Consider the following 10799-nt stretch of genomic DNA (forward strand, 5'->3'; position numbering starts at 1 on the left):
GGGCTGCCGGGGGGCGGGAGCGGGCCGTTGCGCGGACCCGGGGAGGCGGGCGGCACGTCACTGCCCGGTGACGCCACGCGGCCGGCGGGCCGCCACGATACCGACGACGGCCCCGGCGATGGTCAACGCCAGCCCGCCGGGCACGAGCAGCCCGCCGGGCAGCCCGCCGGCACCGGCCGCGCCGCCGAAGCCGGTGTGCGGCCCGGGGCTGGGCTTGACCTTCTTGACCACCTGGAGCGCCGTCGAGGCGGTCGCCCCGTCGGGGCATTCCAGCTTGACCCGGTAGTTGCCCGGGCGGACGCGCTCCTTGACCATCGGCGCGGCGGTGAGCAGCCCGCGCTGCGGCTGCACCTGGACCCGGCCGAAGGCGTCGGACACGACGGTCGCCGGGATCGAGTTGTCGTGGCAGCTCGCCCGGATGCCGACCAGGTAACCCGGCTCGACGGTCCCCGGGGTCACCTCGACGAAGAGCACGCCTGGCGGCGGCTGCGGCTCACCACCGCCGTCGGGCGGGGGCTGACCCGGCCCCGGGGCCACGGCGACAGCCTGCGGAGCGGCGGAAAGCCGGGCTACGGAAAACGGCGAGGTGGAAAGCGGGGCCATGGAAAGCGGGGCGGCGGAGACCGGAACGGCGGAAGGCGGGGCGGCGGGTGCCGGGGCGGTGTGCCACAGCGCGGGGACGAGGGCACCGGCGGCGACCGCGAGCGCGGTGCGGTACAGCGGAACCGACACGTCTCCCCCTTCCGGCGCCCCGGGGCAGCGCCGGACCGACCCGGACGCCGACCTGCCGTACGGGATGAATCGTCTCACCCTCCGACCGACGGCACATCCGATACGGCGGAACCGTCGCGTAGGCTCGGGTCGCTGTGACCTCCATCGACCAGAACCCCGCCGTCCCGGTGGCCCGGCCGGGCACCGGGACGATCCGCACCTTCCACCCCCGACGGGGCCGGATGACCAGCCGGCAGACCGACGCGCTGGCCCGGCTGCGGCCGGCGTACGGGATCGAGATCGCCGACCTCGACGGGCCGGTCGATCCGGCCGGGTTCTTCGGTCGGGGCGCGCCGGTGGTGCTGGAGATCGGCTCCGGGATGGGTGACGCCACCGCGGCGATGGCCGCCGCCGACCCGGACCGGGACTACCTGGCGGTCGAGGTGCACACCCCGGGCATCGCCAACCTGCTCGACCTGGTGCAGCGGCACGGCCTGGGCAACGTCCGGGTCGCCCAGGGTGACGCGTTGGAGCTGCTCCGGGCCATGCCCGAGCGCTGCCTGGACGCGGTGCACGTGTTCTTCCCGGACCCGTGGCCCAAGTCGCGGCACCACAAGCGGCGGATCATCCAGCCGGAGCACGTGGCGTTGCTGCGGTCCCGGCTGGCCGGCGGCGGGACGCTGCACTGCGCCACCGACTGGGCCGAGTACGCCGGGTCGATGCGCTCGACGCTGACCGCCGACCCGGAGCTGGTCGACGTGCACGGCGGGTACGCTCCCCGGCCCGCCCACCGCCCGGTGACCAAGTTCGAGCGGCGGGCCCTGACCGCCGGGCGGCCCGTCTTCGATCTGGTGCACCGCCGCCGCTGAGCCCGCTGCGCGGCCCGTCCGGCGGTGTCCGACCGGTAGTGATGCCGCTACCTCGACCCCCAGGGTTCAGCGCGCGGGTGGCCCGGTTGGCGGGCGGGGTGGTGGTGCGGGCACGATGGGGGCGCTATGACGCTGACTGCCGCGCTGCCTCGAAGCGCCGACCCCGACACCCTCTTCGACGCGTTCGCCGGCTGGGCGTCCGAGCGTGGGCTGGACCTCTACCCGCACCAGGAGGAGGCGGTCATCGAGATCGTCTCCGGCGCGAACGTGATCATGAATACGCCGACCGGTTCGGGCAAGAGCCTGGTCGCGATCGCGGCGCACTTCACCGCCCTGGCCGACGACCGGACGAGCTTCTACACCGCGCCGATCAAGGCCCTGGTGTCGGAGAAGTTCTTCGCGCTGTGCGAGGTGTTCGGCGCGGAGAACGTCGGCATGCTGACCGGCGACGCCAGCGTCAACGCCGACGCCCCGATCATCTGCTGCACCGCCGAGATCCTGGCCAACCTGGCGCTGCGCGAGGGCGCGCGGGCCGACGTCGGCCAGGTGATCATGGACGAGTTCCACTTCTATGCCGAGCCGGACCGGGGCTGGGCCTGGCAGGTGCCGATCATCGAGCTGCCGCAGGCGCAGTTCGTGCTGATGTCGGCCACTCTGGGCGACACCACCCGGTTCGTCGACGACCTGACCCGGCGTACCGGCCGGTCGACCGCCGTCGTCCGGTCGGCCGAGCGGCCGGTCCCGCTGATCTTCTCGTACGCGATGACGCCGCTGCACGAGACCCTCGAAGAGCTGCTGGAGACCAAGCAGGCCCCGGTGTACGTGGTGCACTTCACCCAGGCCGCCGCGCTGGAACGCGCCCAGGCGCTGATGAGCGTCAACGTCTGCACCCGGGCCGAGAAGGACATGATCGCCGCCGCGATCGGCAACTTCCGGTTCACCTCCGGCTTCGGCAAGACCCTGTCGAGGCTGGTGCGCCACGGCATCGGCGTGCACCACGCCGGGATGCTGCCCAAGTACCGCCGGCTCGTGGAGACGCTGGCCCAGGCCGGGCTGCTGAAAGTCATCTGCGGCACCGACACGTTGGGCGTGGGCATCAACGTGCCGATCCGCACGGTGCTGTTCACCGGCCTGAGCAAGTACGACGGGGTGCGCACCCGGCTGCTCAAGGCCCGCGAGTTCCACCAGATCGCCGGCCGGGCCGGGCGGGCCGGCTTCGACACCCTCGGCCGGGTGGTGGTGCAGGCCCCCGAGCACGTGATCGACAACGAGAAGGCCCTGGCCAAGGCCGGTGACGACCCGAAGAAGCGGCGCAAGGTGGTGAAGAAGAAGCCACCGGAGGGCTCGGTCGGCTGGGGCGAGCCGACGTTCCAGCGCCTGGTCGAGGCCGAGCCGGAGCCGTTGACCTCCAGCTTCCAGGTCAGCCACTCGATGCTGCTCAACGTGATCGGCCGCCCGGGTGACGCGTTCGCCTCGATGCGGCACCTGCTCACCGACAACCACGAGGACGCCGCCGCCCAGCGCCGGCACATCCGCCGGGCGATCGCCATCTACCGAGCGCTGCGGGCCGGCGGGGTGGTCGAACAGCTCGACGAGCCCGACGAGACGGGCCGCCGGGTCCGGCTCACCGTCGACCTCCAGCTCGACTTCGCGCTCAACCAGCCGCTGTCGCCGCTGGCCCTGGCCGCCATCGAACTGCTCGACGCCGACTCCCCGTCGTACGCGCTGGACGTGTTGAGCGTGATCGAGTCGATCCTCGACGACCCGCGCCAGGTGCTCTCCGCGCAGCAGTTCAAGGCGCGCGGCGAGGCGGTGGCCGCGATGAAGGCCGAGGGCATCGAGTACGAGGCCCGTATGGAGCTGCTCGACGAGGTGACCTGGCCGAAGCCGCTGGCGGAGCTGCTGCACGCCGCGTACGAGATGTACCGGCAGGGGCACCCGTGGGTCGCCGACCACCAGCTCTCCCCCAAGTCCGTGGTGCGGGACATGTACGAACGCGCGATGACCTTCGGCGAGTACGTGCAGTTCTACGGGCTGACCCGGTCCGAGGGGCTGGTGCTGCGCTACCTCGCCGACGCGTACAAGACGCTGCGGCAGACCGTGCCCGAGGACGCCAAGACCGAGGAGCTGGTCGACCTCATCGAGTGGCTGGGCGAGCTGGTCCGGCAGGTCGACTCCAGCTTGATCGACGAGTGGGAGCGGCTGCGCAACCCGTCCGACGTCGCCGACGCCGCCCAGGCGCACGCGTCGCTGGAGGAGCGGGTGCCGGCGGTCACCCGCAACGCCCGTGCCTTCCGGGTGCTGGTGCGCAACGCGTTGTTCCGCCGGGTCGAGCTGGCCGCCCTGCGCCGCTGGTGGGACCTGGGCGAGCTGGACGGGGCGTCCGGGTGGGACGCCGACGCCTGGGCGGAGGCGCTGGAGCCGTACTTCGCGGCGTACGACGGGATCGGGGTGGGGCCGGACGCGCGTGGCCCGGCGCTGCTCATGATCGAGCAGGGCCGGGAGAAGTGGACCGTCCGGCAGATCCTGGACGACCCGGAGGGCGACCACGACTGGGGGATCAGCGCCGAGGTCGACCTGGTCGCCTCGGACGAGGTGGGGGCCGCCGTGGTCCGGGTGACGGACGTGGGGCAGCTCTGAGTTCTTCTCCGCAGGGGCCGTCCGGTGCGTCCGTGTCCGGGCATCGGTGGCCGCCCGGGGCGTTGCGGTGAGGCGGGAGTCGGGAGTTCACCGAGCGCGCTTCGCGCGGGCGACTGTCCGGCGGGCGTCGAGCCAGGCGACTACGGCTGTCCGTATCCGAGGCGAGGAGACGGCTTCGCCTCGCCGTCTCGCGCTGAGTTGGTCGATCAGCCAGGTCGGGGCGTGCGCCTGTTCGATGGCCTGCGTCTTGGTGAGGAGTTCGCCCTTGTCGAGTGCGTGGCGACCCCTGGCCATGGAGGTGAGGCCGAGTTCAGCGATGATGGGGTCCACCCAGATCCACGGACGTCGAGCGGCCCAGGCCCAGTAGCCGGTGAGCTCGGCGCGGGCCGCCGCCCGGATGTCCTCGGCTGAGACTGCGGGGAAGACCTCGCGCGGCGGGCGTCCGAAGACCTCGTATCCGTGTCGCGCCAGTTCTGCTCTGGTGACCCGGGAAAGAACGCGGTGAACGAGTTGGCCGTGCGTCCAGGTCGGATGCTGCTCCTCGATATCGGAGATGGTCGCGGTGTCGACGTATACGCAGCCCAGGCTGAAGCCCGCGCCGCTCCCGCTGTCGAGTCGACGGTGGATCACTGATAGTGCTGCCTGCCGACCGGTGTCGACAGGGCCGTCGACAAGCGCGACCAGATCAAGGTCGCTGATGCGTGGGACGTAGTCACCGGTGGCCAACGACCCTGCCACCAGGAGATCGCTGACCCAACCGAGTTCCTTCAGTTCGTAGCCAAGGTCTCGAACGGCAGCAGGTGACGTCGCCATGGTGGCGAGTGTAGGAAACGCCAGGTGCGTCGACGGCCGGCATGGTCACTCCGATGGCGCGGGCGTGGTCCGGTCCGGCCGACGTTGGCCAGTGCGCCGGAACATGGAGGATCGACGGCTTCCACCCCCTGGGAGATGTCACCCCCGTCGATTAGAATGTATGTACTAATCGAGTTCCTGACCTGGGAGGACGCTCGTGACCGCGCCCGTCAACGCCCCCCTCACGCCGTACGCCACCCTCCTCGGTTTCACCCGGTACGTCGACCGCACCGGGCCCACCAAGGCAAGCTTCGTCGGCGGGCTGCGCAAGCAGCGGGCCAGCCGGCACGGCTTCAACCCGCACGGCCAGTTCGTCAAGGCACTCAAGGCCGACATCGCCTTCCACACCGGCGGCACCCACCTGGCCGGGGTGGCCGATCTGGTCAAGCCGCGCTGGCGTCCGCTCTACCAGGCGCTGACGCCCGGCGCGACGGCGTGGCTGGCGTCGCTCGGCGAGCCGGCCGGCGTCGACCTGGCGCAGACCCGCGACGCCCTCGCGATGCTCGGCGACCTGCCCGTCAAGATCAATCCCCACTTCGGCGTCCGGTACGCCGACGGCCACGCCGAAGCGGTGCGGCTGCACTTCGACGAAACCCCGCCGAGCGAGGAGGCGGCCCTGGCCACCCTGCACCTGATGGCCCGACACATGGACGCGGTGCTGCCGCACGCCGAGCCGGTCCTGGTGGACGTGCGGCGCGGGGTGGCACACCGGACGCCCGAGCATGTCAAGCCGGCACAGGTCGAGCAGTGGCTCGCCGGCGAGGCGGCCGCCTTCCGCGCCATCTGGTCCACCGCCGCCTGACCACACTCCCGGAACATTCGTTTATGCATTGACCTGCATAGTTTTCTGAGACAGATCGGACGGCACCGCCGCCGTCCGATCTGTCTGTCGTTGCAGACTTTCCCAAATACCGCCCCGATCACCTTGAGCGCCGGCCCCGAACGTAGAGTGTTGCGGAAATAACGTTGGTCTACCTCGATGCGTAATGGCGCAGAAAAGCACCTGGTCGATCGGAGGTGGAATTTCCGATGAGTCACGTCCGGTTCCGCTACTTCGCCGGGGCAGAATCGATCCCCCCTGATTTCGTCCACCGAATACGCACCGACCTGGCCCGGTCGATGCCCCGCCACCAGGTCGCCGACTACCTGGCCACCAAACAGCACATCCTGCGGGAGAGCCACCACCTCGTCGCCGCCGAGACGGCCCACGGGTGCGTCGGGCTCATCGCCGCCACCGAACGCGACCCCGACGACCAGCCCTTCACCTACATCGAAACCCTGCTGGTCGCCGAGGACCACCACGGGGGAACCGTCGCCTTCGGTCTGGTCTCCCGACTGTTCCGCGAAATCACCCGCCGGCTCGGCGACTTTCCGGAACTGGTGGCGATGAAGACCTACACGCCGAAGGCGTACGCGGTGATGCACCGGTTCACCGTGCACGACGACATCCGCTGCTATCCGTCCCTCGACGGCTCCGACCCCGACGAGGTACGCCGGCTGGCCGCCCGACTGGCCGCCCGACTGTCACCGGAATGCCGGTTCGATCCCCGTACCGGGGTGGTCGTGCACGGCGGCGGCAGCGTCGGCAGTGACTTCTGGCGGTACCAGCCACGCTCCGGAAACCGGCGCGTCGACGCATTCTTCGCCGCCGAGGTCGGAGAGTTCGACCGGGTGCTGTGCCTGGTGCACGCCCCGACACCGGCCGCCCGCGCGGCACTGGCCGCGGCACTGGGCATCACCCCCGATCCGGCACCCCGACAGGAGATCGCGTGAACGACGTAACCATGTCCGGCAGTGCGGCACGGGACTGGCTGGCCGGAAAGGGCTACCCGTTCACCGACACCGTCGAATTCCACCGCTCGGCCGGCGAGTTCGACGGGGGCGGGCAGTTCGGCGTCGAGATCCCGGCGGTGAACTCGATGCGCGACCTCGAAATCATGGTCAAACTGCTCAACGAGCACGGGGTCCGGGTCACCCGGTTCAACGAGACGCTGGGGTCGTTTCTGCTCTCGGACGCCGAACTGACCGACATGTTCGCCCTGTGCCGGGAGAACGACCACGGCATCGTGGTCAGCCTGGGCCCGCGCCCCGAGTACGACACGAAGAGCGCCTTCTACCGCACCGGCTTCGGCCTGGAGATGGGGCGGCAGATCAACAACAGCGACGGCATCCGTGCCTGCGTCGCCGAGGCGCTACGGCTCGCGGCGCTCGGCTGCCGGGGCATCACCGTCTACGACATCGGCGTGTTGCGGGTGCTCGCGGAGTTGCGGTCGGACGGGCTGCTCCCGGCCGACCTGGTCTTCAAGACCTCCAGCCACTGCATGCCGACGAACCCGTTCCTGGCGCGGATCTTCGCCGAGAACGGTGCCGACAGCATCACCCTGGCGCACGACCTGGGCCTGCCGATGATCCAGGAGATCCGGCGGCTCAACCCCGAACTGCCGATGGACGTGCCCACCGACGTCTACCGCACCAAGGGCGGCTTCATCCGGTTCTACGAACTGGCCGAGATCGTCCAGATCGCCGCACCGGTGATGCTCAAGATGGGCGCGAGCGTGCAGGAACATCCGTACGACCCGCCGAGTGAGGCACGGACCGTCGAACGGGTCCGCCGCGTCGCCCGCGGCCTGGAAATGCTCGACCGCCACCTTCCCGACAAGACCGCCATCTCCCGCCGCAGCCGGCAGTACGCGATTCCGGCCGCGGCATCCGACTGACGACAGGGGCCGGCAAGCGCATGACGAAGAACGAGCACGCCGAGTTCAAGCAGGAGGTCGACGAACTGCTGCGACAGATGGTGCAGCAGTTCTACCGCGAGGTCGAGGGCGCGGACCACCTCTTCCGGGCCAGGGACATCAACATGGCCTACTACCAGCGGCACGTCATCGAGATCATCCTCCGGCTGCGGATGAAGCGGTGGATCGACGCGCTGACGATCCACTACTTCACCAAGCACAACCCGGTGCTGGCCAAGAAGTGGTGTGCGTACACCGAGGACGAGATGCTGCACGACTCGATGTTCGCCAAGGACCTGGAACGGGTCGGGGTGAGCCGGGAGGAGATCTACTCGACCGAGCCGATGTTCTCCACCAAACTGCTCCAGGGCTACTTCTACTACGGCCTCGAACACGAGGGCCGGCCGCTGGCCTCGCTGTCCAGTTCGTACTTCATCGAGAACGTTTCGCTGATGACCCAACCGGACTGGATCGAGAACGTCGAGCAGGTGCTCGGCGCGGGCATGGCCAAGGGTCAGCAGGCGCACGTCAACCACGACCTGGAGGACGACCACACCGATTTCGTGTGGGACGTGCTCATGACGTTCGTGCACACCGACGACGACCGGCGGCGGGTGGTGGAACACATCACCAACGTGTACCGGCTGTTCTGCGCCTTCTACACCGAGCTGTACCACCGCACCGTACTCAAACAGGACGGTGCATTCGCGGTGGTGAAAGCGCTGACCCACCCCTGACGGCGGGGGAATCGCGGGCGGACGCGGGTCACCTCGGGGCGTCGATCGCGGTGTTAGGGTCGGGCCCACCGTCCGTCGGACGGGCGGTCATGTCACCTCCGGTGGCACGACCGCCCGTCGACCTCCGTCGCCGAGGAGAATGATCGCGATGGCCGTCACCGGCATCCGTCGTGCCGTCGTTTCCGTGCAGAGCCGGGAATGCAGCCCCGAACTGTTGGAACGGTTGAGCGGATCGACGTTGTTTCCCGAACGGCCGGTCGGGGCGGCGATCGTCGCGGTGGTCTGCCGTGGCGGCGGTTCGCTGCTCTACGTCACCGCCCCCCGCATGATCGACGCCGACCGCCAGGTGGACTACTTCCTCGGGCTGCTGCCGCAGGAGCCGGTCGACGGGCGGGATCCCCGCCGGGACCGGGTGGTGGTCGGCAGCCTCGACGACTCCTCGCCCCGCTGGCTGAGCGACAAGCTGCTCGACCCGACCAACCCGGCGGCCACCCGGCTGCGCGAGCGGGTGGCCGACTTCGTCGCCGCCGCCCGGCAGGCGGGTGACGAGGTCGCGCTGAGCTACTTCGAGCCGTCCCGCCCCCTACAGGACTACGCCGCCGCCCTCGGCGTCCCCGGGGACCAGGCCGACGCCGGGTACATCCCGCTCGGCACCAAGAGCGCCGGCCGGGAGATGTTCCGGGCGCTCGGCATCGAGGTGCCGGCGGGCACCCCCGAGTGCCACGACGTCGACACGCTCGCCGAGGCGGTCGCCGACCTCGTGCTGGCCGGGCGACGCCGGCTGGTGCTGAAGCTGAGCAGCACCGCGTACGGCGCGGGGATGGGCAACGCCACCGTCGACCTGACCGACGTCACCGGCACCGACCGGGCCGAGGTGGTCGCCGCCGTGGCCAAGCGGCTGCCCGGCAGCCGCCTCGTCGACGGCAGGCTGGGCTGGGCGGAGTTCGCCGACCTGATCCCCCACGCCGGCATCGTCGCCGAGGAGTTCGTCGAGGCCGACGAGCTGCGCAGCCCCAGCTTCCAAGGCCGGGTGACCCCGACCGGCGACGTCGAGTGCGTCTCCACCCACGACCAGGTGCTCGGTGGGGTGGGGCTGACCTACGTCGGCAGTTCGTTCCCGGCCGACGCCGCCTACCGCGACACGGTGGTGGAGTACGGCCTGCGCGTCGGCCGGTACCTCGTGGCGCAGGGCGTCACCACTGGCGACTACGGCGTCGACTTCCTCGCCGCCCGTCGGGGCGCGACGGTGCGGGTGCTCGGCTGCGAGCTGAACCTGCGCGCGACCGGCACCAAGCACGGTTTCGTGATGGCCAGCCACCTGCTCGACACCGTGCCGGACGCCGACGGCAGGCTGTTCACCGACACCCCCGACGGCCGCGCGGAGCGGGTCTATCAGGCGTCCGACTCGATCACCGACCCGTCGTTGGTGGGGCTGGCCCCGGCCCGGCTGATCGACGCCGTCGAGCGGTCACCGCTGCGCTACGACCACACCCGGCGCACCGGCACGGTGCTGCACATGCTCAGCGCTCTGCCCGACCACGGCAAGTTCGGCGCGGTCTGCATCGGCCGGGACGCGGCCGAGGCGGCGGAGCTGATGGACCGCACCCGCGCCCTCGCCCTGGACGTGGCGGCAAAGGACGGCTGACCGCACCCGGCCGGGCCGGTCGTCACGACGGGGGCTCAGTCCTCCGAGGCGGGGCGGCTCGCCGGGACCGTCGGCATCGGCCACTGCCCGGTCCGGACGATGGCGGAGGCGTCGAGCCGCTGCTCGGCCCAGATGTAGGTGTCCGGCAGCAGGTCGGCCACCGGCACCTTGCGCAGGGCGTCCAGCGGTCCGACGATGACCTGGATGCCCGGGTGGTAGTCGAGCAGCACCTGCCGGCACCGCCCGCACGGCGGGATCACGCCGCGTCCCCGGTCACCCACCGCGACGATGGTCTCCAGTTCCCCCACGCCCTGGGTGGCGGCGGCGCCGATGGCCACCAGCTCCGCGCAGGGGCCGCCGGTGAAGTGGAACAGGTTCACCCCGGTGAAGACCCGGCCGTCGGTGGTCCGGGCCGCCGCCGCGACCGTGTGGTTCTCGCTGCGGCAGCGCAGCTTGGCGACCGCCGTGGCGGCCTGGACCAGCGCGCGGTCGGTGTCCAGCATCGTCGTCGTCATCCGGCAGCCCCCGTGGTCGCGTCGTCGGCGCTCAGCGTAGCCCGGCGGCGGCCCGTTTCCCGGGCAGCGCACCGGGGGACGTGACCGGTCGCGCA

At 70.8% G+C, this 10799-nt stretch carries 10 protein-coding genes; 7 read left to right on the forward strand and 3 right to left on the reverse strand.

Annotated elements, in window-relative coordinates; translation table 11 throughout:
• Positions 1-57 precede the first annotated feature (57 nt).
• Entirely contained in the window at positions 58-732 is a 675-nt protein-coding gene (locus tag ACN267_RS14395; RefSeq protein WP_421488895.1) for a hypothetical protein, read from the reverse strand.
• 221 nt (positions 733-953) lie between these two features.
• On the opposite strand from ACN267_RS14395, the gene trmB reads away from it, so the two are divergent.
• Together trmB and ACN267_RS14405 are read left to right on the forward strand one after the other, a co-directional pair.
• Entirely contained in the window at positions 954-1580 is a 627-nt protein-coding gene (trmB, locus tag ACN267_RS14400) for a tRNA (guanosine(46)-N7)-methyltransferase TrmB (protein WP_239486251.1), read from the forward strand.
• Between the two features lie 126 nt (positions 1581-1706).
• On the forward strand, positions 1707-4220 hold the full coding sequence (locus ACN267_RS14405; RefSeq protein ID WP_421488896.1) for a DEAD/DEAH box helicase: 2514 nt from the start codon (positions 1707-1709) through the stop codon (positions 4218-4220).
• An 87-nt stretch (positions 4221-4307) separates the two neighbouring features.
• Here the strand turns inward: ACN267_RS14405 and ACN267_RS14410 are convergent, their stop codons facing one another.
• On the reverse strand, positions 4308-5033 hold the full coding sequence (locus ACN267_RS14410; RefSeq protein ID WP_204961248.1) for a nucleotidyltransferase domain-containing protein: 726 nt from the start codon (positions 5031-5033) through the stop codon (positions 4308-4310).
• Positions 5034-5229: 196 nt separating this feature from the next.
• Here ACN267_RS14410 and ACN267_RS14415 point away from each other — a divergent pair, with 196 nt between their 5' ends.
• The 5 genes from ACN267_RS14415 to ACN267_RS14435 all read left to right on the forward strand — a co-directional run bounded on the left by ACN267_RS14415 (position 5230) and on the right by ACN267_RS14435 (position 10189).
• Positions 5230-5874 carry a hypothetical protein gene (locus ACN267_RS14415; RefSeq protein WP_204961247.1) on the forward strand — a complete coding sequence of 215 codons (645 nt, stop codon included), beginning with the start codon at positions 5230-5232 and terminating at the stop codon, positions 5872-5874.
• 227 nt (positions 5875-6101) lie between these two features.
• Positions 6102-6845, forward strand: coding sequence for a GNAT family N-acetyltransferase (locus tag ACN267_RS14420; RefSeq protein WP_204961246.1), 744 nt, complete (start codon positions 6102-6104; stop codon positions 6843-6845).
• A complete protein-coding gene (locus ACN267_RS14425; RefSeq protein ID WP_204961245.1) occupies positions 6842-7789 on the forward strand; it encodes a U32 family peptidase in 948 nt (315 codons plus the stop codon). Before ACN267_RS14420 ends, ACN267_RS14425 begins: the two co-directional genes overlap by 4 nt.
• A 20-nt stretch (positions 7790-7809) precedes the next feature.
• A complete protein-coding gene (locus ACN267_RS14430; protein ID WP_204961244.1) occupies positions 7810-8544 on the forward strand; it encodes an iron-containing redox enzyme family protein in 735 nt (244 codons plus the stop codon).
• Positions 8545-8692: 148 nt separating this feature from the next.
• On the forward strand, positions 8693-10189 hold the full coding sequence (locus ACN267_RS14435; protein WP_421488897.1) for a peptide ligase PGM1-related protein: 1497 nt from the start codon (positions 8693-8695) through the stop codon (positions 10187-10189).
• Positions 10190-10224: 35 nt separating this feature from the next.
• Here ACN267_RS14435 and ACN267_RS14440 read toward each other — a convergent pair whose 3' ends face one another.
• On the reverse strand, positions 10225-10704 hold the full coding sequence (locus ACN267_RS14440) for a cytidine deaminase family protein (protein ID WP_204927927.1): 480 nt from the start codon (positions 10702-10704) through the stop codon (positions 10225-10227).
• Between the last annotated feature and the right edge of the window lie 95 nt (positions 10705-10799).

It is taken from the genome of Micromonospora sp. WMMD734 (assembly GCF_049178975.1).
GTDB classification, from domain to species: domain Bacteria; phylum Actinomycetota; class Actinomycetes; order Mycobacteriales; family Micromonosporaceae; genus Micromonospora; species Micromonospora wenchangensis.